Genomic DNA, 24202 nt, shown 5'->3' on the forward strand with positions numbered 1-24202 from the left:
CCCGAACATGCCGGGACCCAGGGGGACCATCAGTCCTGAGGGTGGAGCCGCCTGGCTCTAGCCTTCGTCGTTGTCGTCGCGCTGCTCCTGGTTGCCGTGGCGACCTTCGTTGATCGCGTCAGCAAGGCGACCCAGCACGAGCTGCACGGAGCGGACCGCGTCGTCGTTGCAGGGGATGGGGACGTCGGCGAGGTCGGGATCGCAGTTGGTGTCGAGCATCGACACCAGGGGGATGTCGAGCTTGCGGCACTCGAGCACAGCATTGTTCTCGCGGCGCTGGTCCACCAGCACCACCACGTCCGGCAGGCGGCGCATGTTCTTCAGGCCACCGAGATACTTCTGCAGGCGCTCCAGCTCACGGCGCAGCACGGCCCCTTCTTTCTTGGGGCGCATGGCGATGGCTCCGGAGCTCTCCATCCGCTCCAGATCCTTGAGGCGATCGATGCGGGCACGCATCGTGCTCCAGTTGGTGAGCATGCCACCCAGCCAGCGCTGGTTGACGTAGGCGGCGCCGCAGCGACTGGCCTCGATGGCAATCACCTCGGAGGCCTGTTTCTTGGTGCCCACGAAGAGGAAGCGCTTGCCGCTGCGGGAGGCATTGCGGGTCCACTTGTAGGCATTGTTCATGCAGACGGCGGTCTGCACGAGATCAATGATGTGAACCCCATTGCGCGCGCAATAGATGTAGCGCGACATCTTGGGATTCCAGCGACGCGTCTGGTGCCCGAAGTGGGCGCCAGCCTCCATCATCTCGGAGAGGGTGACAACAGCCATGGTTGGGAAGGGTTTCGGGTTCGCCTCCACCTGCCAGGGATCAGACGCGATGACCCGAAAGGAGGATCACCGGTGCCGACTGAGCACCCGAAACGGACAGGTGTGCGGTTTGTTAAGGACGCTCCAAGCTACCAAACGGTCAGCGAAGGCCTGCAGCGTGCGCCTCTCGGAACAGAGCTCGCACCCCCAGGCGGTTGAGGGGCAGCCGCAGCAGCTCCATGGCCAGAGCGTTGTGGCCGTGGCGAATCAGCCAGGCCAGCAGCGGCCTGAGCGTGCGCTCGTTGAGCAGACCCCCCAGGGTGAGCAGCTCCCAGAGCAGGCGGTGCCACCAGGTGAACTGAATGATGAAGCGCACCCGCCGGGTGGGGTGCTTGCGGTAGAAAACCAGCCCCATGCGGGCCCGTTCCTGCTCGATCCGCACCAGATCAGGCAATTGCTCGAGGCTGAGGGCCGGGTGCCAGTGGTATCCCACAGCCGCCGGGCAGCGCACCAGCTCAACCCCCAGTCGGCGCAGCCGCTCGCCCAGCTCCAGGTCCTCCCAGCCGTAGAGGCGGAAGCCCGTATCGAACAGGCCGGCCCTCTCCAGCACCTGGCGATCAATCGCCACGTTGCCCGTGGCGAAGTAGGCCCAGGAGTGATCGCTCAGCTTGTGGGGCTCGCTGGTGGGATCATCGAAATTGGCGGTGTTGATCACGGCTCCGTAGGTGAAGCAGAGCCGATTGCCGCTCTGCCGCCAGCGGGCCTCCAGAGCCCGGGCATGCTCCAGCAGAAAGGAGCTGGTGACCACCAGATCACTGTCGATGAACACGATCACGTCACCGCGAGCCTCATCCACGCCCCGGTTGCGGCCCTCGGCGGGCCCGCCATGGTCCTGCTCGATCAGGCGCACATGGGGGAATCGCGGGGCTTCCTGCCGCAGCCAAGCGGCGGTGCCATCGGTGGAGCCGTCGTCGACCACCACCACCTCGTAACCCTCCAGCGGAAGGCCCAGCTGCTGATCCTCGAGGGCGAGCAGGGCCTTCTCCAGGATCGGGCGGCGGTTGTAGGTGGGGATGACGACGCTGGGGAACATGGCTGGCGGCCGGTGGGAGTGGGGCATGAAAAAGGGATCCCTCAGGATCCCCACGCCCCGGAGGGCGAAACCAGCGCCAGGCTCAGTCGGCGGCGCCGCCGTTGTTGGCGGTGCCGGTGACGCCGTTGCCGGCCCCTTCACCGCGGCCGTCGTTGCGGAGCTTGCGCTTCTTGAACTTACGGGCGTAGGCGCGGTTGCGTTCCTGTTTTTCCTTTTTCAGATTCCTGCGTTTCGACATGGAATGTCTTGTGCTCTTGAGAGAATCACCAGCCTACCAAGAACGCCCGATCCTCCCTCAGGCGGTCGGCTCAGGCACCGGGGCGGCCATCAGGCGTCCGTCCTCCATCTGCACCAGGCGGTCGGCCACATCCAGGATGCGCGGGTCGTGGGTCACCATCAGCACGGCGCAGTGCTGTTCTCGAGCCAACCGCTTGAGCAGATCCACCACCTCTCGGCCACTTTGCTTGTCGAGGGCGGCGGTGGGTTCATCGGCCAGCAGCAGGCGGGGGTGGGCTGCCAGGGCCCGGGCGATCGCCACCCGTTGCTTCTGGCCCCCTGAGAGTCCATGGGGAAGTTTGTCGAGATGATCGCCGAGGCCGACGGCCCGCAGCCACTCCCGCGCCTGATCACGCCGGGCCCGGTAGCTGAGGTCAGGGAGGAGGTCGGAGCCCATCTGCACATTCTGCTCGGCGCTGAGGCAGCGCAGCAGGTTGTGCCCCTGGAAGATCATGCCGATGCAGCGGCGCAGCTGCTGCCGTTGCTTGCGGCTGGAGCCGTTCAGCTCCTGCCCCAGCACCCGCACGCTGCCCTGCTGGACCTGGCGCAGAGCTCCCACCAGGGTGAGCAGGGTGGTCTTGCCGCAGCCCGAGGGGCCAGTGAGCAGGACCACCTCGCCGGGCTGGATCGTCAGATTCACCTTCTGCAGCACCTGGCGGCGCATCTCCCCGGCGCCGTACCAGTGGCTGAGACCATCCACCTGAACCATCGGCAGGGGGGCTCCCGCCGGGGCGGCGCTCGAGCGCTGCGGTGAAACGGAGGTGGTCATGGCGGCGCCGGGCAAGGGTCAGAAGATCTCGGCTGGGTCGGCATCCGCCAGGCGGCGCATTGCCATGCCGGCGGAGCCCATGCACATCACCAGGATCAGAGTGAACACCGTCACGGCTCTCGGGGTGTCCATGCTGACCGGCAGCCGGGTGGCCGATCGGACAAGGGCGTAGAGGCCCTGGCCGGCGGCATAGGCCGGCAGATAGCCCAGCAGGGCCAGCAGCAGACCCTCCCGGGCCACCACCCCCAGGAGGGTGGACAGGCGGTAGCCCATCGCCATCAGGGTGGCGTACTCGGGCAGGTGATCACTCACATCGCTGTAGAGGATCTGGTACACGATCACGCAGCCGACGATGAAGCCCATGGCCGCCCCGAGCGTGAAGATGAAGCCGATGGCCGTGCTGCTGCGCCAGTAGTCCTTCTCGAAGTCCATGAAGCCCTGCTTCGTGAACACGTTCACGTCTTTGGGCAGAGAAGCCTTGAGGCGCCGGATCACCACCTCGGGATCCGCTCCGGGGCGCAGGCGGATCAGTCCCACTTCGATGCTGCCGGGGGGGGTGTTGGGCAGCAGCTGCAGGTAGGTCTCGCGGCTGGTGAGAATGTTGCCGTCGGCTCCGAACGAGACCCCGAGAGCCACCAGGCCTCCGACCCGGACACGCTTGCCGCCGATCTCGCTCTCCACGGTGCGGCCGTCCCGGAACCATTCGGCCACGGGACCGAACTCGGGCCGGGAGAGTTCATCGAACAGCACCCGTCCCCGCTGGTTGAGCACCTTGGCCTTGGACGCCAGGGCGGGATCGGTGAAAAGAGGATCGCCCGGCTCGAAGCCCAGGGCCAGGATCGAGCGGGTGCTGCGATCTTCAGGATTGCGCCAGATCACCAGATTCCAGTGCACCGGCGTGATGCCGGCCACGTCGGGATCGGCCAGGGTCTGGACCAGGCGCCGACGGGGGAAGCCCTCCATGCTCACCGAACTGCTGGAGCGGGGGCTTAGCAGCACCAGATCGGTGTCGAACAGCTTGTGCACCGTGACGCTGGCGTCGAACAGGCCGTCGCGGAAGCCGAACTGCATGAACATCAGGATTCCGGCGAAGCTGATGCCCGCCAGGGCCACCGCCAGCCGGGCCGGTTGCCGGGTGAGCAGCAGCCAGGCCAGGGGAATCCGGCGCCAGCTCCAGATCTCGCGCAGCCCCGGCAGCCCGCTCATGACTCGAAGCGGATCACGGTCTTGAGGCCGGCTCGGTCCCGGACCCGGGGAATGTCGGCCGGATCGAGGGCGAGGCGCACCTCGACGATGCGGGCATCGGCATCACCGGTGGGGTCGGTGGAGAGCACATCCCGTTGGCGCACCTGGGGACTGATCCGGATCACCCGGCCGTTGAGTGTGCCGCTGAAGCCTCCGTGCTCACTGGTGATGGTCGCCCGCTGACCCAGCTGAACTCGGTTGATGTCGCTCTCGTACACCTCGGCGAGCACCTCCATCTGGTCGCTGGCCCCCAGCTCGAGGATGCCGTCATCCCCCGGACGTTCACCCACCCGGGCCTGAAGGCTGAGCACGGTGCCGCTGAACGGGGCCCGCAGCTCGGTGTTGACCAGATCGGCTTCGGTTTTCACCAGTTCGTCCTGGGCTTCCCGCAGGTCTCCCTTGAGTTCCACCAGGGTGAGTTCACGGCTTTCCAGGTCGGCTGCCGGTGTGGCGCCCGCCTTGGCCAGCTGGCGGTAACGGGAGATTTCCCGCCCCAGCAGGGTCACCTGGTCCTGGAGGTTGGCGATGCGGCTCTGCAGCAGGCGCCGCTGGGCCTGCAGGGCTGGACCGGTGTCAAAGGTGGCCAGCAGCTGACCGGCCTGCACCCGCTCACCCTCCTCCACCAGCATCCGGGTGATGCGGGGACTGCCGCCGATGCCGGTGATCGGGGCGGCCAGCCTGCGGATGTCGCCTGCCGGCTCAAGCCGTCCGAGGGCCGAAACCGCTTCGAGCTTTCTGGGCTCGGAGGTGGTCTGCGGTGAGGCCACCGGTTGGTTGCCCAGCTGGCCGCGGAGGATCAGGGTGATGGGCCCAGCCAGCAGCAGGGTGACGGCGGCGCCGATCAGCAACGGTCGGCGTCCCAGCCGGGTCATGCCGGAAAGTCGGGATCGTCGAACAGCAGTTGTTCGATGTAGCGATCCGCCCAGCTCGGGTTGAACGCCTTCTCCAGCACACGGCGAGTCTTGTCGTTTCGTTTCTGTTGCTGGCAATATGAGAGCTGCCCGTGATAACGAAGAACCGTAGCGGGGTCGTCGCTGCTCCGCTCCGGCATGCTCGCCACGGCCTGGCCCATCACCCCCAGCAGACCCGCCACCTCCTCGAGGAACCAACCCTCCTCCTGGGCCGTCACAGGCCGCACGAAACGCACGTGTGGGGAAAAGATGCTGCCCCAGGCAGGCAGCTCGCGCGGCTGGCTGTAGGGGTGTCTGGGCAGATCCTCCAGGCCCGCCACGATGGCCTCAGGCAGACCCTCGCGGGTGGGGGAGAGATCGGCGATCGCGGCGGACACTCCAGCCTGGGTGGCGACGATGTCGGCCCCGAAGACTGGCAGGTCGTAGCGCGGATCCGGAAAGAACACGCAGTGCAGGATCTGCAGACCCGCTCCGAGTCGTGCGGTCTCCAGGTGCAGCTTGCGCAGGCCGCGGCAACGGCGCAGCTCATTGCGGATGAACAGCTGTTCGCCGTCGAGGCTGCCGCTGATCGCCTCCAGATCCGCCTCGATCGCCAGGGGGACCAGCTCAGGCAGATCGCTCCAGCTGCTGCGGATCCTGTCGGCCAGCGCGTCCACCAGGGGATGCAGGCCGGTTTCGGGGGGGCGCTGTTCGGGGCTGGGGGCGGGGACGGTGGAGGTCACGGGGCAGCCTCGGCCAGCAGAATGAAGATCCTGCCACGTCCGTTCGGCGCTCCCGTTGCCCCAATCTTTCCGCCCCCCGCTCCAGGCTGCCGACAGCTTCGAGGATCCCCGCCTGCTGCGTCTCCCCAACGGGGTGGAGGTGGTGAGCCTGAATCAGGAGCAGGCTCCCCTGGTGTGCCTTGATTTCTGGTGCCGGGCCGGCAGCGCCGGCGAAGGGCCAGACCAGGCGGGGATGGCCCACTTCCTGGAGCACATGGTCTTCAAGGGCAGCGAGCGCCTGGAGGCGGGGGAATTCGATCGTCGCGTCGAGTCCCTGGGCGGGAGCAGCAATGCCGCCACGGGCTTCGATGACGTGCACTTCCACGTGCTCGTGCCACCGGAGGGGGTGGCCGAGGCCCTCGACCTGCTGCTCGATCTGGTGCTGAAGCCGCGCCTCGACCCCGGCGACTTTCAGATGGAGCGCCAGGTGGTGCTGGAAGAACTGGCCCAGAGCGAGGATCAGCCCGAGGAGGTGGCCTTCCAGCGCCTGCTCTCCCTGGCCTGTCCCCAGCACCCCTACGGACGTCCGATCCTGGGGGATCGTTCGGCGCTGAAGGCTCAGAACCCCGAGCGCATGGCGGCCTTCCATCGCAACAGCTACCGGCCCAGGCGCTGCAGCCTGGCCCTGGCCGGTGCGATTGATGGCCTGGTCCTCGACGATCTGCTGGCGGGCAGTGCCCTGGCCGATCTCGAACCCGTGCCCTCTTCCGCCCTTCCCGGGGCCCTGCCACCGCCCGCCGGCCCTGACCTGGCGCTTCGCCCCGGTGTCCATGAGCTGCGGCTGCCACGGCTGGAGGCGGCCCGCCTGCTGATGGCCTGGCAACTTCCCGCGGCCGCCGATCTGGAGGCCGTGGCCGGCGCCGATCTGCTCACCAGCCTGATGGCGGAGGGCCGCCGCAGCCGCCTGGTGCAACGCCTGCGCGAGGACCGGCGGCTGGTGGAGAGTGTCGACCTGGATCTCAATGTGCTGGAGGCCGGCAGCCTGGCCCTGCTGGAGGCGGTCTGCGCTCCCGAGCAGGTGGCGGCGGTGGAGGAGCAGATCGCAGAGGTCTGGCGGGAGCTCTGTTGCACCCCTCCCGCGGAGAGTGAGCTGGAGCGCGCCCGCCGTCTGGTGGCGAATGGTTACCGGTTCGGTCTGGAGTCGGCGTCCTCGGTGGCTGGTCTGATCGGTCACCAGTGCCTCTGGGGGCGACTGCAGCCGCTGCGCCATCCCCTCGAGCTGCTGCAGCGCTGGAGTGTGGAGCGCCTCGGCGCTGAACTCCTGCCGTTGCTGGCCCCCGAGCGGGCCTGCCGTCTGCTGGCCCTGCCCGCATGAGCAGCACCACAACCACAACCCTGCCGCCCCTGCCCCAGCCCGAGCGCTTCCAGCTTCCTGGGGGCTGCCCGGTGTCGGTGCTGCGCCGCGGCGGTCCCGCGATCCTCTCCGCCAGGCTCTGGATCCGTGGCGGCAGCGCCGCCGACCCCCCGGGCCAGCGTGGTCGCTCCCAGCTGCTGGCGGGTCTGCTCAGCCGCGGCTGCGGCGAGCTCAGTGGTGATCAGCTGGCCGATCTGGTGGAGGGTCTCGGCGATGACCTCCGCTGCGAGGCCAGTGAAGATGCCCTGGTGATCAGTCTGAAGTGCGCCAGCGACGACGCGCCGACTCTGCTGCCCCTGCTGGAGGCGATGGTGCAGCGCCCCTGGCTCGATCCCGATCAGATCAGTCTCGAGCGGCAACTCAACCTGCAGACCCTCGCCCGCCTGCGCGAAGACCCCTTCCAGCAGGCCCACGACCTGCTGCAGTCCCATCTCTATGGTCAGGGCCCCTATGGCCACGACCCCCTCGGGGTGGAGGAGGAGCTGGCCGGGCTCGACCGTTCCCGGCTGCTGGAGGCCGCTGCGGACCTGGGCGGCCAGGGGGCGGCCCTGGTGCTGGTGGGTCGCCCCCCCCGGGATCTGGAGCAGCTGCTGCATCCGGCCGATGCACCGATCTGGACCGCCCGGCCCCCGCTGGCGCTGCCCGGCCAGCAGGGGGAGGCCTCCCCGGCCCTGGTGCGGGAGGAGCAGGACACCGAACAGCTGGTGCTGCTGCTCGGTGCCAGCACGGTGCCGCTGGGCGATCCCCGCTCCCTGGCCCTGCGTCTGCTGCAGTGCCACCTGGGGGTGGGCATGTCGAGTCGTTTGTTCGTGGCTCTGCGGGAAGAGCACGGCCTGGCTTACGACGTGGGGGTGCACGCCCCGGCCCGTTGTGGTGCCTCTCCCTTCGTGTTTCATCTCTCCAGTTCCGCCGAACGGGCCACTGAGGCCACCAGGGAGTTGCTCTCCGAGTGGCAGCGCCTGCTGGATCAGCCCCTGAGCGAGTCCGAACTGGCCCTGGCCCTGGCCAAGTTCCGCGGCGCCTCCGCCGCTGGCCGCCAGACCTGCGGTCAGATCGCCAGCCGTCAGGCGATGGTGCTCGGCCATGGCCTCGGTTGGTCCTACGCCGATGACGCCCTTCGACGCGCCGGGAGCCTCGATCCCGCCACGCTGCACGCCGTGGCCCGGCAACTGCTGGGCCGGCCGAGCCTGAGCCTCTGCGGACCGCCCCAGGCCCTGAACGCCGCCGCGCAGGTCTGGGGCGCTCACCCGCTGGGCCGCTCGTCACCGGAGCAGGGGGTGAGCTGATCGGAGTCCAGCAGGAAGGTGCCACGCCGGAAGCGCACCGCCAGCTGGTTGATCGCCCTGAGTCCCATCACCTGGCCGACTTCGTCGGCGTCGACCAGGTCGGGGGGACGCAGCATCGGCATCGGATCGGCCGTCTTGAGGTACGACAACCGGGCCGTGATCCGCACCAAGTCGCCAACGCTGAAGGCTTGGGCCTCCGGTTCCGAGGGCGTCACGGCGGGTTGGTCGGGGGAGCTCATCGCCACCGCTGTTCAGCTGGCCTCCACTACAGCAGGATGGGGGCAGCCAATCACCCTTCATGTGCGGGCCTTAGCCAACTGGAGCGGTGCCCTCGTGGGGTTGCTGCTGATCGTCATGGGTGGTCTGATCCAGGCCGCCATTCCCCTGCCCCTGGCCGGGGGAGGCCTGCGCCTGCTGGATCTGCCCGTCACCGCTCAGGTCCCGGCCCTGCTGCTCACGGCCCTGGTCTGCGGCCCCAGGCCGGCCCTGCTGGCGGCGGTGGCCTACCTCAGTCTTGGCCTGCTGGTGCTGCCGGTGTTCCATTCCGGCGGTGGCATGGCCTACCTGCTAGATCCGAGCTTCGGTTTCCTGGCCGGCTTCGTGCCGGCCGCCTGGGTGAGTGGTCGGCTGGCCCGCCAGGAGGGGATGGGGCAGTTGCTGGGTCTGCTGGGCGCGGCCTGCTTCGGCCTGGTGGTGATTCAGCTGTGCGGCATCGCCAACCTGTTGCTGGGGGCCCTGGCGGGGCGCTGGAGTGCCGGTCTGCCCGATCTGCTGATCGCCTACAGCCTGGGGCCGCTGTTGTCCCAGCTGGTGCTCTGCTGCGGTGTGGCGGTGCTGGCCTGGCCCCTGCGCCGGATCCTGCTGGTGGAACCATGAGCCGGGCGGTCAGCTCCGCTCGCCGCCACGCCTGGTCGGTGGCCGCGTTGGTGCTGGTGCTCGACCAGCTCACCAAGGCGTGGGCCTCGGCCGTCCTGCCGTCCGGCCTGGCGGAGCCGCTGCTGCCGGGGCTGTTGCGTCTGCGGCTGGTGTTCAACACCGGGGCTGCCTTCAGCCTGTTCACCGGTGCAGCCGTCTGGCTGGGGGTGGTGAGTCTGGCGGTGGGGCTGCTGCTGGTGGTCTGGATCCAGCGCCATCCCGAGATGCCGCGCTGGCAGTGGCTGGGGCTCGGATCCTTGCTGGGAGGGGCCGTGGGCAATGGCATCGACCGCTGGCGTCTCGGCGGTGTCGTCGATTTTCTCGAGTTCGTGCCTGTTCAGTTCCCGGTGTTCAACGTCGCCGACGTGGCGATCAACGTGGCGGTGGTCTGCCTGATCCTCGATCTGTGGGAGGGACGCCCCCGTGAGCGCCGTTGAGGGCCTGAAGCGGCAGCTGGTTCAGCTGCAGCGTCCTTCGGGTGCTCAGGTGGAGATCCACCTTGCCGGCCAGCCCTCCCGACGGGTGCCCCTCCATGGCGGCGTGGTTCGCCTTGGCCGTGACCCTGGCCTGGAGCTGACCCTCGACCACCCCGCCGTCAGCAAGCAGCACGCCCGGCTGGAGCTGGTGGGAGGCCACGACTGGTTGATCCGTGACGCCGGCTCCACCAACGGACTGTTCTGGCGTGGCCGGCGCATCCGGGAGCTGCTGCTGCGGGATGGCGATGTGGTCCGTTTCGGTCCCCCGGCGGAACCCGGCCTGCCGGAGCTGGTGTTCGAGCGCCAGCCGAGCCCCCGCGGGCTGCGGCTTGCCCGCGGGGCCAGTCTGGCCCTGGCGGGTCTGGCTTCGGGAGGGGTGCTGCTGCTGGGGGTGGCCTGGCTGTGGACCCCGGTGCGGGGCAGCCTGGCGCCGGTGCGGGGCCCGCTTGCCCTCTACGACCGGCTCAATCGCCCCCTCAGTTCGGCGGATTCCAGCGAGCACCGCGAAAACGACGCGCTCTCCGATTTCCCCCCGGTGCTGGTGGACGCTCTGCTCGCCAGTGAGGACAGCCGTTTCTGGTGGCATCCGGGGGTGGACCCGATCGGCACCGTACGGGCGCTGGCCACCAACGTCCTGGGCGGGCGCGTGCTCGAGGGTGGCAGCACCCTCACCCAGCAACTGGCCCGCAGCCTCTATCCGGAGCAGGTGGGCCAGGGGGAAACCCTGATCCGAAAGTGGCGGGAGCTGCTGGTGGCGCTGCAGCTGGAGGGCCGTTTCAGCAAGGGCGACCTGCTGCTCAGCTACCTCAACCGGGTGTATCTGGGGGTGGGATGGGGCTTCGAAGATGCCGCCCGCCACTACTTCGCCAAACCTGCGGCCCAGCTCAGCCTCGAGGAAGCGGCGTTGCTGGTGGGCCTGCTGCCCTCCCCCAATGGCCACGATCCCTGCATCAACCCCCAGGCGGCGCTCGAGGCCCGCAACGTGGTGCTGCTGAAGATGGCTGACAGCGGCCGACTGAGCGCCGACCAGGCCCGCCGTTCCCGTCGCAGCCCCATCCGGCTGGGCAGCCAGGCCTGCCGCAGCGGAACCCGGCGGCCCGCGCCCTACTACATCGACCAGGTGCGACTCGACCTGGAGCGACTGCTGGGGGCGGATGTGGCGGAGGAGGGAAATTTCCTGGTGGAGACCTATCTGGATCCGTCGGTGCAGCAGGTGGTGGAGCGGGAGCTGCGCCGTCGCCTGGCGGCTTCGGGGTCGCTGGGGGTGACGCAGGGGGCCGTCGTGCTGCTGGACAGCCGCAACGGCGGCGTGGTCGCCATCGCCGGGGGGCGTGACTACCGCACCAGCCAGTACAACCGGGCCAGCCAGGCCTTGCGTCAGCCCGGCAGCACCTTCAAGCTCTTCACTTACCTGGCGGCCCTGCAACGGGGCATCGGGCCGGGCGAGGCCATCAGCTGCAGCCCTCTGAGCTGGGGCGGACAGTCGTTCTCCAGTGGCTGCTCGGGCAGCCTCAGCCTGCGCCAGGCCTTCGCCATCAGCAGCAACACCGCGGCCCTGCGGCTGGCCAGGCGGGTGGGGCTGGACGCGGTGGTGCAGCAGGCTGAGGACCTTGGCATCAGCTCCAGCCTCAGCCCGGTGCCGGGCCTGACCCTCGGCCAGAGCGAGGTGCGCCTGATCGAGCTCACAGCCGCCTATGCCGCCGTGGCCAACGACGGGGTCTGGCACGCTCCCACCACGATCCGTCGCCTCACCGACGCCGAAACCTGCGGGGGTCTCAGCAGCGACAGCTGCCGCAGCCGCAGCAGCGACGGCGATCAGCCGAACCGGGCCATCCAGGCCGGGCGCAGCGTGCTCAAGCCCGAGGTCGCCCGCACCATGCAGGGGCTGCTGCGGGCCGTGGTCCGCTCCGGCACGGGTCGGGCGGCGTCCGTCGGGGGGCAGGAAGGCGGCAAGACCGGCACCACCAACGGAGCCCGTGATCTGCTTTTCATCGGGTATGAGCCTCGTCGTCACTGGGTGATGGGCATCTGGCTCGGCAACGACAACAACAGCCCCACCCGCAGCAGCAGTGCCCTCGCCGCCGCTCTCTGGGGCGACATCATGCGTCAGGCCTCCCCCAGCCCTGGCACTCCCGCGGCAAAGCCCTGATGCCTCGCCTGCGGCTCTGGATCTGGCTGGCGGTGGCCCTGGCCGCGATCGTGGCCCTCTCGCTGCTGCTGCAGGCCTTCAACAGTCTGGTGTGGCAGCTCAGTTACCTCCTGCCGCCAGCCCTGGTGGGCCCCCTGCTGCTGCTGGTGCTGGGCGGCGGCGGCGTGCTGCTGCTGCGCCTGGCCTGGCCCTGGCTGCGGGCCTGGCGCACCCCCAGACAGGTGCCTGGCCCTGGCCAGGGCCCCCTTCCCGCCCCCAGCAGTCGCCAGGAGGCGGTGGGCCAGCAACTGCGGGCGATTGATCCTGTGCTGGAACGGGTGCGGGATCAAGTCGCCCGCGAAGCTCTGCGCCAGGAACGCGACCGGGTCGAGGCGGAGCTCGCCCGGGGCGATCTGGTGCTGGTGGTGTTCGGCAGCGGCTCCGCCGGCAAGACCTCCCTGATCCGCGCCCTGCTCGATCAGGTGGTGGGCCAGGTGGGGGCGGCGATGGGGTCCACCACCACCTGCCTCACCTATCGGTTGCGTCTGAAGGGGCTTCAGCGGGGGCTGCAGCTGGTGGACACCCCGGGCATTCTCGAGTCCGGCCGCGACGGCCAGGAGAGGGAGCTGGCGGCCCGTCAGCAGGCGGCCCGGGCCGATCTGCTCGTGCTGGTGGTGGATGGTGATCTGCGCGCTGCAGAATTTCAGGTGTTCGAGGCCCTCGCCAGCCTGGGGAAACGGCTGGTGCTGGTGCTGAACAAGTGCGATCTGCGCGGCGAGGAGGAGGAGCGGCGACTGCTGGCCCTGCTGCGCCAGCGCTGTGCCGGCAGGATCACCCCTGACGATGTGATCCCCGCCGCAGCGGCCCCCCAGTCGATCCCCAGGCCCGGCGGCCGGCCCCTTCAGCCTGGTCCGGAGGTGGACGCCCTGCTGCGTCGCCTCTCGGCGGTGCTCCACCAGGACGGTGAGGAGCTGATCGCCGACAACATCCTGCTGCAGAGTCAGCGCCTCAGCGACGCCAGCCGCGCCCTGCTCTCGCGCCAGCGTCGCCAGGACGGGGAGGCGATCATCGATCGCTACATGTGGATCGGTGCCGGGGTGCTGGTGGTCAATCCGTTGCCGGTGGTGGATCTGCTCGGCACCGCGGCCGTGAATGCCCAGATGGTGGTGGAGCTGGGCCGGGTCTACGGGGTGACCCTGACGCGGGAGGCGGGGCAGGATCTGGCCCTCTCGGTGGGGCGCACCCTGGCGGGCCTTGGGGTGATCAAGGGGGGGCTGGGGTTGATCACCACGGCCCTGAGCCTGAATCTGCCGGCGCTGGTGGTCAGCAAAGCTGTGCAGGGGGTGAGTGCCGCCTGGTTGACGCGCATTGCGGGCCTCAGCTTCCTCACCTATTTCGAGCAGGGTCAGGACTGGGGTGACGGAGGTCTGCAGGAGGTGGTGCAGCGCCAGTACGACCTCAACCGGCGGGAGGGAGCGTTGCGCGGGTTTCTGGAGGTGGCCCTGCGCCGGGTGGTGGAACCACTGCAGCGCCGGCGGGACCGGCAGTTGCCTCCACGCCCAGGGCCTCGGGGGGAGGGGGCTGGAGGGGGCCCCGGGCATCGAGCACCGTGATCAGACCGAGATAGAGCACACCGATCAGGATCGAGACGACTCCGGTGACGATGGCCACCCAGCGTCCGCGCGGGTTGGTCTGGGGCTGTTGTTGGCTCATGGAGGTTGTGGTGTCATGGCTGGGTTGGCCCCGGGCTCCCGGCCTCCAGTGACCGCCCGACCACCGCGGCGAGGCGCTCGAGGTGCTCCGGTTGGGTGTGGGGATTGCCCAGCACTGCTTTGAGATGGTGCCGCCCCTGGTAGCGGGGACGGGAGAGCATCAGGTCATGGGCCAGCAGCTGCTGCCGGCAGCGCTCCGACCAGCACTTGCAGCCTTCCGCATCCAGCTGGCTGGGCCGGAAGGCCAGCAGGTGCAGCGGGCCGCTCAGCAGGGTGAGCTGCTGCGGGTCGAGCGTCTCGTGCAACAGCTGCTGCAGGCAGCGCCGCCGCTGAATCGCTCCTTCGATCACGGCTTCGATGCCATCGAGGCCCAGCTGGCGCAGGCCGAGCCACAGTTTGAGGATCTCCGCGCTGCGGGTCCCCTGCAGCCCGCACTCGCCGCCATGGCCCCCTTCGCGGCTGAGCTCCATGTAGGGCAGGCCCGTGGCGAAGCTCCGCTCCAGAGCCGAGGGGTCGGCCAGCAGCAGCAGGGAGGAGGTCTTGGTGATCCCCAGCAGTTTCTGGGGGTTGATCGTGAGCGAATCCGCCAGCCCCAGGCCCTCCACCCGCTGGCGATGACGCTCACTCAGGCCCAGCACTCCCCCGATCGCCGCATCGACGTGCAGCCAGACGCCATGGCGGCGGCAGACGGCGGCGAGCTCCACCAGGGGGTCCACGGCTCCGCGCACCGTGGTGCCGGCCGTGGCGACCAGGGCGATCACCGGAACGCCGGCTTGCGCGAGGTCCGCCAGGCTCTGGGCCACCACCGCAGGCTTCAGGCGACCATCGCCGTCGAGGGGGAGCCGCCGCAGGGCTCCGGCCGGAAGACCCATCACCATCACCGCCTTCTCCAGCGAGGTGTGGCTGTCCTGGCCGCAGAGCACCACGGCCTGGGGTGCGCCGCGCAGGCCGCGGCTCTCCCGGGCGGTGACCAAGGCCATCAGATTGCTGAGGCTGCCGCCGCTGGCGGGCACTCCGCCGGCGGCGTCGCCAAGGCCCAGCCGCCGGCCCAGCCAGCCGCACAGACTCTGCTCCAGTCGGCTCAGCGATGGCGAGAGCTCCTCGGCCAGCAGGTTGTTGTTCAGTCCGGCGCAGATCAGATCTCCCACCAGCGATGCGCTCAGGGGAGGTGGATCGAGGTGGGCCAGAGCGCCTGGATGGTTGGGGTTGTAGGCCCCCTCCATCACGAGGTGCAGATCGGCGAGCAACCTCTCGGCGCCGAGGCCGTGGCCTTCCGGCTCCACAGCCGGCAGCAGACTCAGCCCCGGCAGGGGAGGACGGCTCAGCGCCGAACCCAGCCAGTGGCAGAGCTGATGGGAGGCGTCCTGCAGGAAGGCCTCCAGATCCGCATCGAAGCCATCCGGCGCGGCGAAGGGTGGGGGGTCGAGCGCCCGCTCCAGGTGAGGCGAGACGGCCAAGGGCAAGGCGGTCGGGGCCCTCATTCTCTCTTGTGATGTGCGTGCCCCGGGGGCCTTCCGGTGATGGGCTGTCAGTCTCGGGGGGGTCCTGCGTCACAGCAGTCGTCGGTGTCGATGCCCTCTCCAGCCCCGCTGCCCGTCGGCAGCCAGCAGCTCTGGATGGAGCGCTTGCTCAGGGTGGCGAGCCGGGCGGGAGAGGCTGGTGAAATTCCCGTGGCCGCGGTCGTTCTCGACTCAGCCGGCCGTGCCCTGGGCTGGGGAACGAACCGGCGGCACCGGCAGCAGGATCCCCTCGGCCATGCCGAACTGGTGGCCATGTCCCAGGCTGCTCACCTGAGAAACGACTGGCGGTTCAATTCCTGCACCCTGCTGGTGACCCTGGAGCCCTGCCCGATGTGTGCGGGCGCCTTGATCCAGGCCCGCATGGGACGAGTGGTGTTCGCTGCCGGCGACCCCAAGCGCGGAGCTCTGGGGGGCTGCCTGAACCTGGCCCTCGATCCCAGCGCCCATCACCACATGGAGGTGGGCCAGGCGGCGCTGAAGGGTGAGGCCAGGGAGTTGCTGGAGGACTGGTTCAGGCGCCGTCGGCGCCGTCAGGCAACGGTGGCAAACGGCTGGGACTGACGGAAGGCGGGTAGTTCCGTTTCCAGCAGGTTGAGCAGCAGGTCGACGTTCTCAGGCTGGCTGTTGTACCCCATCAGGCCGATCCGCCAGACCTTGCCGGCAAGGGCTCCAAGCCCACCGCCCACCTCGATGCCATGGGTGTTGAGCAGGTGGAGCGCAAAGGCCTTGCCGTCGATCCCCTCGGGAATGCGCACCGTGGTGAGGGTGGGCAGGCGCAGGTGCTCGGGCACGTGGAGTTCCAGTCCGAGGCGCTCCAGGCCCGCCCAGAGACGTTCGGCGTTGCTGCGGTGTCGGCTCCAGGCGTTCTCCAGGCCCTCTTCGGCGAGCAGGCGCAGGGCTTCGCGCATGCCGAAGTTCATGTTCACCGGAGCGGTGTGGTGGTAAACCCGGTTGCTGCCCCAGTACTGGTTGAGCAGCGACACATCCAGGTACCAGTTGGGCACTTTGCCGGTGCGGGCGGCCAGCTTGGCTTCGGCACGCTCCCCCATGGTGAAGGGGCCGAGGCCAGGAGGGCAGCTCAGCCCCTTCTGGCTGCAGCTGTAGGCGAGGTCCACCCCCCAGGCATCGAGATGCAGGGGCACGGCTCCCAGGGAGGTGACCGTGTCGAGCAGGAGAAGGCAGTCGTAGCGGCGGCAGAGCTCACCGATCCCTTCCATCGGCTGGCAGACGCCGGTGGAGGTTTCGGCATGGACCATCGCCAGGATGGCCGGTCGGTGGGTGTCGAGGGCCTGCTCGATCTCCTTCAGCGTGAAGGCCTCACCCCAGGGCCGCTCGATCGTGGCCACCTCGGCCCGGTAGCGACCGGCCATGTCCACCAGCCGCAGACCGAAGTAGCCCTTCACCGCCACCAGCACCTTGTCGCCGGGCTCCACCGTGTTGGCCAGGGTGGCCTCCATGGCGGCACTGCCCGTGCCGCTCATGGGGATGGTGAGGCGATTCTCGGTCTGCCAGGCGTAGCGCAGCAGATCCTGAACCTCTCCCATCAGCTCGATGTAGAGCGGGTCGAGATGGCCGATCGGGGTGCGAGCAAGCGACTGCAGCACCGTGGGGTGGGCATTGGATGGCCCTGGGCCGAGCAGAAGACGGTCGGGGGTGGCGATCGGCCCCAGCTGCAGGCGATGGCGGTTGCTCACGGCGGTCGCCGAGGAGGTGGAAGGGGAGGAGGACAGGGTGACCAAGGCCTGCAGCGCAACGAAGGAACGGTGTACGTCAGCCTAAGCAGAGGGCCATCGGCTCCTCAGCCGACCCTCAAATCGGAGGCGGCCAGGCCGCGGGCCATGTGCTCGAACGGGACCTGGATCAGATCCACAGGCTCCAGGCCCGCATCCGACAGCCGCTCGGCCAGCACCTCCCCCAGCAGCACGATGCTGCGCACCGTTGGACCGGTGGGCACACCAAGGCTCTTGTAGGTGTCGTCGAGGCCGTTGAGCACCCGCTCGTTGAGGATGGTGGGATCGTCGGCCACCAGCGCGTAGCTGGCATAGCGCAGGAAATAGTCCATGTCCCGCAGGCAGGCGGCCAGCCGTCGGGTGGTGTAGGCGTTGCCGCCGGGAAGCAGAAGCTCGGGGTCCTGCTCGAACAGGCGGCGGCTGGCGTCCCGCACGATCTCCGCCGCCTCCCGATTGATCATCTCCACGGCCGCCAGGCGCACCTCGGCCTGTGCGTGGTACGTGGCGATGCGGTCGATCGCCGCACGATCGAGATAGCGCCCCAGCTGGTCATACCGGCCGATCAGGCCGGTGATGGCATCGCGCATGACGTTGAGATCGTCGCACCTGGAGCGGAAGCTAGCACCCGTGTTTGGCCAAAACCCTGTCCAGCCATGGGATCTGGCCAATCTGACAGAAACGGTTACGCATCCTGGCCCCATGGCGGCTCCCTGGGGTTGTCCGGATTGAGGGTTACAACGGTTACCGGAGGCTGCCTGTCCCGGTCGGACGATCGGCCGCGGCGGTCGCCCTCCGGTGCCTGCAGCCTCCGCCCCCTCCAAACCGCCTCTGCCTCCCCATGGTCAGCTCAGCTCAGGATGTGCTTCGCCGGATCAAGGACGAGGGTCTCGAGCTGATCGACCTCAAGTTCGCCGACCTCCATGGCAAATGGCAGCACCTCACCGTCTGCGCCGAGATGCTCGATGAGGAGGCCTTCCGCACGGGCCTGGCCTTCGATGGCTCTTCGATCCGCGGCTGGAAGGCGATCAATCAATCGGACATGGCGATGGTGCCCGATCCGGCCACGGCCTGGATCGATCCGTTTTTCCGTCACAAGACCCTCAGCCTGATCTGCTCGATCCGGGAGCCCCGCAGCGGGCAGCCCTATGGACGCTGCCCCAGGGCGCTGGCCGAGCGGGCGCTGGCCCATCTGGCCGGCACGGGCCTGGCCGACACGGCCTTCTTCGGACCGGAACCGGAGTTCTTCCTGTTCGAGGACGTCCGCTACAGCTCCAGCGAGGCCGGCTGCTCCTACAGCGTCGACTCGATCGAAGCCCCCTGGAATTCCGGTCGGCTGGAGGAGGGGGGGAACCTCGCCTACAAGATGAATCTCAAGGAGGGGTATTTCCCATTACCACCCAATGATGTCTTTCAGGACATCCGCAGCGAGATGCTGCTGACCCTGGGGCAACTGGGGGTCCCGATCGAGAAGCATCACCACGAGGTGGCGGCCGCCGGCCAGCAGGAGCTGGGCATGAAGTTCGCGGAGCTGATCAGCGCGGCCGACAATGTGATGACCTACAAATATGTGGTGCGCAACGTGGCCCGCAGGTACGGCCGCACCGCCACCTTCATGCCCAAGCCGGTGTTCGCCGACAACGGCAGTGGCATGCACGTGCATCAGAGCCTCTGGAAAGGGGGGCAACCCCTGTTCTTCGGTCTGGGCACCTACGCCGACCTCTCCCAGACGGCCCGCTGGTACATCGGCGGTCTGCTCAGGCATGCCCCCAGCTTCCTGGCCTTCACCAACCCCACCACCAACAGCTACAAGCGCCTGGTGCCCGGCTTCGAGGCACCTGTGAACCTGGTGTATTCCCAGGGGAACCGCTCGGCGGCCGTGCGCATCCCCCTCAGCGGCGACAACCCCAGGGCGAAGCGCCTCGAGTTCCGCACCGGCGATGCCATGGCCAACCCCTACCTGGCCTTTTCAGCGATGCTGATGGCAGGACTCGATGGAATCCGCCAGCAGATCGATCCTGGCGACGGAATGGATCTGGATCTGTTCGAGTTGGCTGCCGAGGACCTGGAGCATGTCGCCACGGTGCCCGCGTCGCTCAGCGGCGCCCTGGAAGCCCTCGAGGCCGACAAGGACTACCTGCTCGCCGGGGATGTGTTCAGCGACGACCTGATCAGCAACTGGATCGCCCTCAAGTACGAGGAGGTGCAGCAGTTGCGGCAACGACCCCATCCCTACGAGTTCAGCCTGTATTACGACGCCTGAGCTGGGCCAGGGCACTGGTGTGGAGGTGGCGGGCACGCTCCCGCCGGCGAGCCCAGGCCCGCTGCTGCCCGACGACTTCCCGGCGATCGCCGGGGTCGTGATGGAGGGTGATCTGGGCCAGTTCGGCGGCATGGCGTCGTCGCTGGCGGCGGTGGGCCCGTGCCCAGGCCAGGAAGGTGGCGTCGATCTGTTGACTGGATGCAGGGCCCATGGCCGGAGCTCCCGATGACCTGGAGCCATTCTGTAGCGGTTGCTACCGGAGCCTGGCTTGTCTTCGCAGGGCTTCACGCCCCTGTGGCGCTCGCAGCCAGGGAATGAATCGGCTGAAATGAAGGGCCCTTGCCGCGGTCTTCCCACCGGCACCCCATGCCCGACACCGTCAGTAAATTCGCCTATCAGGCCCTGCAGCAGGGCAAGACGATCATGGGTCTGGCCCACAAGGAGCTGGGAGCCCGGCTGATGCGTCTGGTCGATCCCCAGGGGGTCCCCAAGACGGTGCCGGTGCCGCCGCAGATGAGCCTGGCCCTCAAGGCCTCGATGGACCGGCTGCTGGAGACCGACTGGCAGGAGGCCGAGAGCGGTCTCTATCCACCCTCCCTGCTCTTTGATGCCCCGTGGCTCGACTGGGCGGCCCGCTACCCCCTGGTCTGGCTCGAGACTCCCCGGCAGTGGAACCGCCGCACCCAGCGCAAGGTGCGGGATCTTCCCAGGCACGTTCGCCTGGAGGACTATCCCTCCTATTACCTGCAGAACTTTCACCATCAGACCGATGGCTACCTGAGCGACCATTCCGCCGCGCTCTACGACCTCCAGGTTGAAATCCTCTTCAACGGCAGCGCCGATGCCATGCGCCGCCGGCTGATCAGCCCTCTGCAGCGGGGGCTGAGGGCCTTCGCCCAGCGCTCTCCTGGTCAGCTGCGCCTGCTGGATGTGGCCACGGGCACCGGCCGGACCCTGCGCCAGCTGCGTGGTGGCCTCCCTGAGATCCAGCTGGTGGGCCTCGACCTCTCCGCCTCCTACCTGCGTGAAGCCAACCGTTGCCTCAGCCAGCTGCCGGGTGAGTTGCCCCAGCTGGTGCAGGGCAACGCCGAGAGCCTTCCCTTCGCCGACGCCACCTTCCAGGCGGTGAGCTGTGTGTTCCTCTTCCACGAGCTTCCCGGTGAAGCCCGTCAGAACGTTCTGCAGGAATGTTTCCGGGTGATCGAACCCGGTGGCGTGCTGGTGCTGGCCGACTCGATCCAGCTGGCCGATTCACCCGAGTTCTCCGTCGCGCTGGAGAATTTCCGCCGGGCCTTCCATGAGCCCTACTACCGCGATTACATCTCTGACGACATCGAAGCCCGCCTCGGCCAGGCCGGCTTCAGCGGGATCAGCGCCCGCTCCCATTTCATGACCCGGGTCTGGTCCGCCACCAAGCCCCTGACTTGAGTGAAGTCCGAGCCTGAGCACATCACTCCCCCTCCTGAGGCAGACCTTGCAGATTCTGAATAGTTTTCACAGACATCTGTGCGCGTTAGACCCATGACCAATCCGTTCCATCTGCGTTGGTTGCAGGGCTGGACTTTTCAGACGGTGCTGATGGAAGGACACGTCCAGATCGAAGCTCACGGCTACGGCATCCGCCTGCGCACCCCTCTTTTGGCAGGGGAGAGTCCACGCGCCGGAGCCGACAGACTGGTGCTTCAGGAGGACCGCCGGCGCCGCTCCCTGCATCACGCCTGGCGTCGGGGCCAGCTTCAGCGCCCCACCCCGGCCTCTGTGGCCGCTGTCCCGCCGCTGAGTGATCCGGCCGTCGACCCCCTGACCCTCCCCGTCCCCCCCAAGGAGGTTCTCTTCGCCAGCGGAGGCCTGTTCTCCGAGGGCAGCCCCTACCTGGTGGGTCTGCTGGAGGAGGCCCCCCAGCCGCTGCTGGCCGTTTAGCGCAACAGCCACCAGGCCAGGAGCATCCCGAGCCCGCCCCAGCGCAGGGCCTTCCAGAGCACCGTCTCCTGCCACCGGCTGGCGCGCAGAGCGGTGGGCAGGGGATCCAGCAACCGTTGACCCAGCTCAAGCCGTTGGTTCAACCGTCGCCAGCTGCTGGAGAGGTCTCCGGGGCTCTCCGCTTCCGCGGCGGACAGCCGCTTCCCCTGAGAGGCCACCGTGAGCAGGGTGGAGAGCCCATGCAACCAGCCGGATCGGCGACGGATCAACCGCTTGAGCGGTCGACGGAATCGGCGACCCGGTCGACGCCGCGAAGGGAAGGCCATCGCGTCAGGATGGATCTTCACCACGTCCTCCGTCCAGTGCCGCTTTCTTCAGCGCCCGCTGCCCCCCCACGGAGCGGATCCCCCCAGACCTGGCCGGATTCCAGCCGCCAGCTGGCGGAGGAGCTCCAGCGGCTGCTGGCCATCGACGGCCGAGACTGGCATGCCCAGAAGGGGCACAAGCCCAGGCGAGCGGCTGAGCAGGTGGCTGCAGCCCTGGTGCATCTGCTCTCTGAGCAGAGCCCGCCCCAGCGCCTTGAGGGTGATGCCCAGCGACGGGCGATCGAACTGCTCGAGCATGGGCTGGCCTGGCTGAAGGGGGACCTGCGCGACCCCGGTTGCCCCAGCCACGGCCACTGAATCAACGAGATTCCTGGTCTGGGGTTCAGACCCGGTGTCGCTGGGCCGCCAGCTGCAGGCGGTTGCCCCGCTCGCTCCAGCGCACGTCGTCGAAGCAGTGGTGAATCAGGAAGAAACCTCTGCCGCAGCAGGCATCACTGCGCTCGGGCAGTTCGTTGGAGCGGGCGCACACCGGCACACCACAGCCCTCATCCTGGATCTGCCAGATCACCCAGTGGGGGGTGAGGATCCGGCGGATGCGCAGGCACTTGCCTGGATCACCGCCATTGCCGTGCCTGACCGCATTGACCAGGGCCTCCTGGAGTCCGAGTTGCAGCTCCGCCAGGTTGGCGGCTGTTTCCATCGGCTCGAGCAGCAGCTCCACCAGTGGTGCGAGCTGCAGGGTGGAGGGAGTGATGAAATCGGTCCACCGCAGCGGAGTGATCAGGCGCCGAAGCATCCACACCAACCAGGGCTGAATTTGACCCTAACGCTCCGTGCCGCCCCCGGCTCAACGGGTGCTGATTCTTTGTTGCACGGCCGGGTGGTTGAGCAGGGCGTCCATCAGCCGAACGCCGCGCAACTGATTGATCAGGGGCATGTGGCCCTCCGGCGCCTCCAGGTTCCACTGGAACGCACTGGGGTAGCGGGTCCAGGTGCCCTCACACTTCCAGCCCAGCCTGGGCCAGAGCTGCTCCCAGCGGCCGTTGCAGGCCCGCAGCAGTCTTCTCTGCACGGAGAATCCGAAGCGGGCCCGTGAGTAGACCACCCAGAGCCGATCGAGGCTGGTCAGATCGAGGGGGGGCATGGGAGCCACCTCGCTGTAATAGACGTAGCCCCGCCGCATCGCTTCAGCTCCGGCCAGCTGCCTGAGCACCTCGCTGGTGATCCGGTCCGCCTGCTCGAAGCGGCGCTGGGCCAGGGCCTCCTGCAGAGAGGCGTAGGAGATGCCGGCATCACTCCCCACTCGCAGCCAACCGTCCGGATGGCCCTCGAGCAAAGCGGTCCTGTGGCTGTCGTCCTGGGCCATCAAGGCCTGAACCCAGACCCCAGCGATCCAGTCGTCCCCCTCGGGATCGTGGCGCGAGAGGGCGTCCAGCAACAGGGGGCGCAGCTCCGGGAGGCGGGCCTCGATCTGGGGAAGCAGACTCCGCCGCTGCCGAGGAGAGCTCGAACCGAAGCGCTCGAGCAGCAGTTCGGCGCTGGCCGTGGCGGAAGCGGGTGGACCGGAAAGCATGGAGTTCGGCGGGCCTGAGCCTGGCCTGCGTGGGCCCACTATGTCAGGCAAGGTCCGTGGGGTGGGGCGCGATGGCGTCGTGGCTGGCGATCGATGCCTTCCTGCAAGGCGAGGGAGCGGTGCTGGATGTGCGTAGCCCGGCGGAGTTCGCCCAGGGGCACATCCCCGGAGCCCGCAACCTGCCCCTGTTCAGCGACCATGAGCGGGCTGAGGTGGGGCTGACCTACAAGCAGCGGGGTTCCCAGCAGGCGGTTCGAGCGGGGCTGGCCCTGGTGGGCCCCAAGCTGGCGGTCCTCGGCGATGGGCTCCTCGCCCACCATCAGGCCGCTGGCGGTGGGCCCCTGCGCATCCATTGCTGGCGCGGCGGCATGCGCTCCGCCAGCATCGGCTGGCTGGCCGAAACCCTCGGGCTGCCCGTACAGCTGCTGGAGGGGGGCTACAAGGCCTATCGCCGCTGGGTGCTGGCCCGCTTCGAGCGCTCCTGGCCCCTGCGCCTGCTGGGGGGGCGCACCGGCACCGGCAAGACCGACCTGCTGCTGGAGCTGGCCCATCGCGGCCTGGCCGTGGTCGATCTCGAAGGCCTGGCCCACCACCGCGGCAGCAGCTTCGGAGGCCTCGGGATGCCACCCCAGCCAAGCAACGAGCACTATGAGAACCGGCTGGCGGCGTCCCTGGATGCCTGCCGTGGGGCCGAGGCGATCTGGCTGGAGGCCGAAAGTGCCCAGGTGGGGCGCTGCCGCATTCCCGCAGGCCTCTGGCGGCAGATGCAGAACGCTGCGGTGCTGGAGATCCGTCGCCCGCTCAGCGAGCGGTTGCGACGGCTGGTGCAGGTGTACGGGGGGCAGGACCCTGAAGCCCTCTCGGAGGCCACCCGGCGGATCGCCCGGCGGCTGGGACCCGCCCGCACCCAGGCGGCCCTGGCGGCGATTGAGAGTCGCGACTGGAGCGAGGCCTGCCGTTGGATGCTCGACTACTACGACCGCTGCTACGACCACGAGCTGGAGCGGCAGCGCAAGCGGCCGGTGGCCGGCGCCAGCCACAGCTCTCTGGAGCTTCACGACTGGGATGAGCGGCGTGCGGCCGACTGGCTGCGGGAGCAGGGTTGGCTGGCCAGCGCTGCTGGAGCCGGCCCGGAAGATCAAGCCCATGTGAACCCTGAAGGCGGGATCGGAGGCTCTGCTTAGGATCGGACTT

At 68.6% G+C, this 24202-nt stretch carries 26 protein-coding genes and 1 pseudogene; 12 read left to right on the forward strand and 15 right to left on the reverse strand.

The features are described 5' to 3' along the window. Window positions 1-57: 57 nt before the first annotated feature. The 7 genes from rpsB to FPZ61_RS08970 form a co-directional block, all read right to left on the reverse strand. Window positions 58-774 carry a 30S ribosomal protein S2 gene (gene rpsB / locus FPZ61_RS08940; protein ID WP_185466210.1) on the reverse strand — a complete coding sequence of 239 codons (717 nt, stop codon included), beginning with the start codon at window positions 772-774 and terminating at the stop codon, window positions 58-60. A 139-nt stretch (window positions 775-913) separates the two neighbouring features. Next, window positions 914-1846 (reverse strand): glycosyltransferase family 2 protein, encoded by a 933-nt coding sequence (locus FPZ61_RS08945; RefSeq protein WP_185466212.1) that lies wholly within the window; start codon window positions 1844-1846, stop codon window positions 914-916. An 82-nt stretch (window positions 1847-1928) separates the two neighbouring features. After that, the gene (locus FPZ61_RS08950; protein ID WP_011293689.1) at window positions 1929-2084 is read right to left on the reverse strand and encodes a hypothetical protein; all 156 of its coding nucleotides are present in this window, start codon (window positions 2082-2084) and stop codon (window positions 1929-1931) included. A gap of 57 nt (window positions 2085-2141) precedes the next feature. Then, entirely contained in the window at window positions 2142-2831 is a 690-nt protein-coding gene (locus FPZ61_RS08955) for a DevA family ABC transporter ATP-binding protein (protein WP_185466309.1), read from the reverse strand. A 78-nt stretch (window positions 2832-2909) separates the two neighbouring features. Further along, window positions 2910-4097, reverse strand: coding sequence for an ABC transporter permease DevC (gene devC / locus FPZ61_RS08960; protein WP_185466214.1), 1188 nt, complete (start codon window positions 4095-4097; stop codon window positions 2910-2912). Then, complete coding sequence (locus FPZ61_RS08965; RefSeq protein WP_185466216.1) at window positions 4094-5008, reverse strand: HlyD family efflux transporter periplasmic adaptor subunit; 915 nt, start codon at window positions 5006-5008, stop codon at window positions 4094-4096. Before FPZ61_RS08965 ends, devC begins: the two co-directional genes overlap by 4 nt. Next, a complete protein-coding gene (locus tag FPZ61_RS08970; protein ID WP_185466218.1) occupies window positions 5005-5769 on the reverse strand; it encodes a phycocyanobilin:ferredoxin oxidoreductase in 765 nt (254 codons plus the stop codon). The genes FPZ61_RS08965 and FPZ61_RS08970 overlap by 4 nt, the downstream gene beginning before the upstream one ends. Before the next feature lie 55 nt (window positions 5770-5824). Here FPZ61_RS08970 and FPZ61_RS08975 point away from each other — a divergent pair, with 55 nt between their 5' ends. Beyond that, complete coding sequence (locus FPZ61_RS08975; RefSeq protein ID WP_185466220.1) at window positions 5825-7123, forward strand: pitrilysin family protein; 1299 nt, start codon at window positions 5825-5827, stop codon at window positions 7121-7123. Then, on the forward strand, window positions 7120-8448 hold the full coding sequence (locus FPZ61_RS08980) for a pitrilysin family protein (RefSeq protein ID WP_185466222.1): 1329 nt from the start codon (window positions 7120-7122) through the stop codon (window positions 8446-8448). The genes FPZ61_RS08975 and FPZ61_RS08980 overlap by 4 nt, the downstream gene beginning before the upstream one ends. On the opposite strand, the gene FPZ61_RS08985 is transcribed toward FPZ61_RS08980, so the two are convergent. Continuing rightward, window positions 8406-8687, reverse strand: a complete 282-nt coding sequence (locus tag FPZ61_RS08985) for a DUF3148 domain-containing protein (RefSeq protein ID WP_185466224.1) — start codon at window positions 8685-8687, stop codon at window positions 8406-8408. The two genes, FPZ61_RS08980 and FPZ61_RS08985, sit on opposite strands and share 43 nt — an antisense overlap. 61 nt (window positions 8688-8748) lie before the next feature. On the opposite strand from FPZ61_RS08985, the gene FPZ61_RS08990 reads away from it, so the two are divergent. The 4 genes from FPZ61_RS08990 to FPZ61_RS09005 are packed head-to-tail and all read left to right on the forward strand — an operon-like array spanning window position 8749 to window position 13580. Next, window positions 8749-9324, forward strand: coding sequence for a biotin transporter BioY (locus FPZ61_RS08990; RefSeq protein ID WP_185466226.1), 576 nt, complete (start codon window positions 8749-8751; stop codon window positions 9322-9324). Beyond that, a complete protein-coding gene (gene lspA, locus FPZ61_RS08995) occupies window positions 9321-9800 on the forward strand; it encodes a signal peptidase II (RefSeq protein ID WP_185466228.1) in 480 nt (159 codons plus the stop codon). Before FPZ61_RS08990 ends, lspA begins: the two co-directional genes overlap by 4 nt. Next, entirely contained in the window at window positions 9787-11988 is a 2202-nt protein-coding gene (locus FPZ61_RS09000) for a transglycosylase domain-containing protein (protein ID WP_185466230.1), read from the forward strand. The genes lspA and FPZ61_RS09000 overlap by 14 nt, the downstream gene beginning before the upstream one ends. Beyond that, the gene (locus FPZ61_RS09005) at window positions 11988-13580 is read left to right on the forward strand and encodes a YcjF family protein (protein ID WP_185466232.1); all 1593 of its coding nucleotides are present in this window, start codon (window positions 11988-11990) and stop codon (window positions 13578-13580) included. Before FPZ61_RS09000 ends, FPZ61_RS09005 begins: the two co-directional genes overlap by 1 nt. Before the next feature lie 113 nt (window positions 13581-13693). On the opposite strand, the gene FPZ61_RS09010 is transcribed toward FPZ61_RS09005, so the two are convergent. Then, the gene (locus FPZ61_RS09010) at window positions 13694-15160 is read right to left on the reverse strand and encodes a pyridoxal-dependent decarboxylase (RefSeq protein WP_185466234.1); all 1467 of its coding nucleotides are present in this window, start codon (window positions 15158-15160) and stop codon (window positions 13694-13696) included. 90 nt (window positions 15161-15250) lie between these two features. Here FPZ61_RS09010 and FPZ61_RS09015 point away from each other — a divergent pair, with 90 nt between their 5' ends. Further along, a complete protein-coding gene (locus FPZ61_RS09015; protein ID WP_185466236.1) occupies window positions 15251-15760 on the forward strand; it encodes a nucleoside deaminase in 510 nt (169 codons plus the stop codon). Here FPZ61_RS09015 and FPZ61_RS09020 read toward each other — a convergent pair. Together FPZ61_RS09020 and FPZ61_RS09025 are read right to left on the reverse strand one after the other, a co-directional pair. Further along, a complete protein-coding gene (locus FPZ61_RS09020; RefSeq protein WP_221629886.1) occupies window positions 15730-16938 on the reverse strand; it encodes an alanine--glyoxylate aminotransferase family protein in 1209 nt (402 codons plus the stop codon). The genes FPZ61_RS09015 and FPZ61_RS09020 overlap by 31 nt on opposite strands. A gap of 59 nt (window positions 16939-16997) precedes the next feature. Beyond that, window positions 16998-17516: an allophycocyanin subunit beta gene (locus tag FPZ61_RS09025; protein ID WP_185466238.1), complete on the reverse strand. Its 519-nt coding sequence runs from the start codon at window positions 17514-17516 to the stop codon at window positions 16998-17000. Window positions 17517-17767: 251 nt separating this feature from the next. Here FPZ61_RS09025 and glnA point away from each other — a divergent pair, with 251 nt between their 5' ends. Further along, the gene (glnA, locus tag FPZ61_RS09030; RefSeq protein WP_185466240.1) at window positions 17768-19189 is read left to right on the forward strand and encodes a type I glutamate--ammonia ligase; all 1422 of its coding nucleotides are present in this window, start codon (window positions 17768-17770) and stop codon (window positions 19187-19189) included. Here glnA and FPZ61_RS09035 read toward each other — a convergent pair. Continuing rightward, window positions 19167-19400: a hypothetical protein gene (locus FPZ61_RS09035; protein WP_185466242.1), complete on the reverse strand. Its 234-nt coding sequence runs from the start codon at window positions 19398-19400 to the stop codon at window positions 19167-19169. The two genes, glnA and FPZ61_RS09035, sit on opposite strands and share 23 nt — an antisense overlap. Window positions 19401-19555: 155 nt before the next feature. Here FPZ61_RS09035 and FPZ61_RS09040 point away from each other — a divergent pair, with 155 nt between their 5' ends. Together FPZ61_RS09040 and FPZ61_RS09045 are read left to right on the forward strand one after the other, a co-directional pair. After that, window positions 19556-20617 (forward strand): class I SAM-dependent methyltransferase, encoded by a 1062-nt coding sequence (locus FPZ61_RS09040; RefSeq protein ID WP_185466244.1) that lies wholly within the window; start codon window positions 19556-19558, stop codon window positions 20615-20617. Between the two features lie 93 nt (window positions 20618-20710). Further along, a pseudogene (locus tag FPZ61_RS09045) lies at window positions 20711-20923 on the forward strand (copper-binding protein); the annotation flags it as partial. 182 nt (window positions 20924-21105) lie between these two features. Here FPZ61_RS09045 and FPZ61_RS09050 read toward each other — a convergent pair. Next, window positions 21106-21456, reverse strand: a complete 351-nt coding sequence (locus FPZ61_RS09050) for a hypothetical protein (RefSeq protein ID WP_370594279.1) — start codon at window positions 21454-21456, stop codon at window positions 21106-21108. 15 nt (window positions 21457-21471) lie between these two features. On the opposite strand from FPZ61_RS09050, the gene FPZ61_RS09055 reads away from it, so the two are divergent. Continuing rightward, window positions 21472-21792 (forward strand): DUF6439 family protein, encoded by a 321-nt coding sequence (locus FPZ61_RS09055; RefSeq protein WP_370593417.1) that lies wholly within the window; start codon window positions 21472-21474, stop codon window positions 21790-21792. A 25-nt stretch (window positions 21793-21817) separates the two neighbouring features. Here FPZ61_RS09055 and FPZ61_RS09060 read toward each other — a convergent pair whose 3' ends face one another. Continuing rightward, window positions 21818-22231 carry an ATP-binding protein gene (locus tag FPZ61_RS09060; protein WP_185466252.1) on the reverse strand — a complete coding sequence of 138 codons (414 nt, stop codon included), beginning with the start codon at window positions 22229-22231 and terminating at the stop codon, window positions 21818-21820. 51 nt (window positions 22232-22282) lie between these two features. Then, window positions 22283-23008, reverse strand: a complete 726-nt coding sequence (locus tag FPZ61_RS09065) for a GUN4 domain-containing protein (protein WP_185466255.1) — start codon at window positions 23006-23008, stop codon at window positions 22283-22285. A 71-nt stretch (window positions 23009-23079) separates the two neighbouring features. Between FPZ61_RS09065 and mnmH the strand changes: the two genes are divergently transcribed. Next, on the forward strand, window positions 23080-24192 hold the full coding sequence (gene mnmH / locus FPZ61_RS09070; protein WP_185466257.1) for a tRNA 2-selenouridine(34) synthase MnmH: 1113 nt from the start codon (window positions 23080-23082) through the stop codon (window positions 24190-24192). The last annotated feature ends 10 nt before the right edge of the window (window positions 24193-24202 follow it).

This window comes from Synechococcus sp. BSA11S (assembly GCF_014224355.1).
Classification (GTDB): Bacteria; Cyanobacteriota; Cyanobacteriia; order PCC-6307; family Cyanobiaceae; genus Regnicoccus_A.

What these genes read in the sequence shown, in the direction of transcription:
- FPZ61_RS08945 (WP_185466212.1), bottom strand. Translation starts at nt 1,846, where the DNA reads ATGTTCCCCAGCGTCGTCATCCCCACCTACAACCGCCGCCCGATCCTG.
- FPZ61_RS09040 (WP_185466244.1), top strand. Translation starts at nt 19,556, where the DNA reads ATGCCCGACACCGTCAGTAAATTCGCCTATCAGGCCCTGCAGCAGGGC.
- FPZ61_RS09065 (WP_185466255.1), bottom strand. Translation starts at nt 23,008, where the DNA reads ATGCTTTCCGGTCCACCCGCTTCCGCCACGGCCAGCGCCGAACTGCTG.
- FPZ61_RS09025 (WP_185466238.1), bottom strand. Translation starts at nt 17,516, where the DNA reads ATGCGCGATGCCATCACCGGCCTGATCGGCCGGTATGACCAGCTGGGG.
- rpsB (WP_185466210.1), bottom strand. Translation starts at nt 774, where the DNA reads ATGGCTGTTGTCACCCTCTCCGAGATGATGGAGGCTGGCGCCCACTTC.
- FPZ61_RS09035 (WP_185466242.1), bottom strand. Translation starts at nt 19,400, where the DNA reads ATGGGCCCTGCATCCAGTCAACAGATCGACGCCACCTTCCTGGCCTGG.
- FPZ61_RS08950 (WP_011293689.1), bottom strand. Translation starts at nt 2,084, where the DNA reads ATGTCGAAACGCAGGAATCTGAAAAAGGAAAAACAGGAACGCAACCGC.
- devC (WP_185466214.1), bottom strand. Translation starts at nt 4,097, where the DNA reads ATGAGCGGGCTGCCGGGGCTGCGCGAGATCTGGAGCTGGCGCCGGATT.
- glnA (WP_185466240.1), top strand. Translation starts at nt 17,768, where the DNA reads ATGGTCAGCTCAGCTCAGGATGTGCTTCGCCGGATCAAGGACGAGGGT.
- lspA (WP_185466228.1), top strand. Translation starts at nt 9,321, where the DNA reads ATGAGCCGGGCGGTCAGCTCCGCTCGCCGCCACGCCTGGTCGGTGGCC.
- FPZ61_RS09010 (WP_185466234.1), bottom strand. Translation starts at nt 15,160, where the DNA reads ATGAGGGCCCCGACCGCCTTGCCCTTGGCCGTCTCGCCTCACCTGGAG.
- FPZ61_RS09005 (WP_185466232.1), top strand. Translation starts at nt 11,988, where the DNA reads ATGCCTCGCCTGCGGCTCTGGATCTGGCTGGCGGTGGCCCTGGCCGCG.
- FPZ61_RS08980 (WP_185466222.1), top strand. Translation starts at nt 7,120, where the DNA reads ATGAGCAGCACCACAACCACAACCCTGCCGCCCCTGCCCCAGCCCGAG.
- FPZ61_RS08955 (WP_185466309.1), bottom strand. Translation starts at nt 2,831, where the DNA reads ATGGTTCAGGTGGATGGTCTCAGCCACTGGTACGGCGCCGGGGAGATG.
- FPZ61_RS08965 (WP_185466216.1), bottom strand. Translation starts at nt 5,008, where the DNA reads ATGACCCGGCTGGGACGCCGACCGTTGCTGATCGGCGCCGCCGTCACC.
- mnmH (WP_185466257.1), top strand. Translation starts at nt 23,080, where the DNA reads ATGGCGTCGTGGCTGGCGATCGATGCCTTCCTGCAAGGCGAGGGAGCG.
- FPZ61_RS08985 (WP_185466224.1), bottom strand. Translation starts at nt 8,687, where the DNA reads ATGAGCTCCCCCGACCAACCCGCCGTGACGCCCTCGGAACCGGAGGCC.
- FPZ61_RS09060 (WP_185466252.1), bottom strand. Translation starts at nt 22,231, where the DNA reads ATGCTTCGGCGCCTGATCACTCCGCTGCGGTGGACCGATTTCATCACT.
- FPZ61_RS09015 (WP_185466236.1), top strand. Translation starts at nt 15,251, where the DNA reads ATGCCCTCTCCAGCCCCGCTGCCCGTCGGCAGCCAGCAGCTCTGGATG.